Annotated in this window: 1 protein-coding gene; it reads left to right on the top strand. The window is 68.5% G+C overall.

Annotated features, from left to right (window positions below; all coding sequences use genetic code 11):
* Positions 1 to 749: arginine--tRNA ligase (gene argS / locus DL990_RS41150; protein WP_125801883.1), on the top strand; the 749-nt coding region annotated here is incomplete at both ends.

Here is a 749-nt window from a genome sequence, read left to right as displayed (position 1 = left end):
CCGCCGATCCGCTGCTGCGACGTAGCGACCGGGCCGACTTCCAGGCCAACGGGATGCTGGCGATCGCGAAGCGGCTCAAGGGCAATCCGCGCGAGCTGGCCGCGAAGGTCGTGGAGAGCCTGCCGGCCGACGAGCTGATCGCGGACATCGAGGTCTCCGGCCCCGGCTTCCTCAACATCACGGTGTCGGACGAGGCGATCGTGAAGACCCTCGCCGCCCGCGCCGCCGACGCCCGGCTAGGCGTTCCGTACGCCGAGGCGCCCGGCACGACCGTGGTCGACTACGCCCAGCCGAACGTGGCCAAGGAGATGCACGTCGGCCATCTGCGCTCGGCGGTGATCGGCGACGCGGTCGTGCGGATCCTGGAGTTCGCGGGCGAGCAGGTGGTCAGGCGCCACCACATCGGCGACTGGGCCACCCAGTTCGGCATGCTCATCCAGTACCTGAGGGAGCACCCCCACGAGCTGGACCACAAGGCCGCCAACGACCTGGCCGCCTCCGGCGAAGAGGCCATGTCCAACCTGAACCGCCTCTACAAGGCCGCGCGAGTGCTCTTCGACTCCGACGAGGAGTTCAAGGAGCGGTCCCGGCGCCGGGTGGTGGACCTTCAGGCCGGGGACGAGGCGACCATCGCCCTGTGGCGCAGGTTCGTCGACGAGTCGAAGATCTACTTCTACTCGGTCTTCGACAAGCTCGACATGGAGAACGGCGACGCCGACGTCGTCGGCGAGTCCGGCTACAACGACATG

The sequence above is a fragment of the Amycolatopsis sp. WAC 01416 genome, assembly GCF_003947485.1.
Classification (GTDB): Bacteria; Actinomycetota; Actinomycetes; order Mycobacteriales; family Pseudonocardiaceae; genus Amycolatopsis.
The sequence above is the reverse complement of the archived record's forward strand: the minus strand, read 5'-3'. Positions and strand labels throughout refer to the sequence as shown.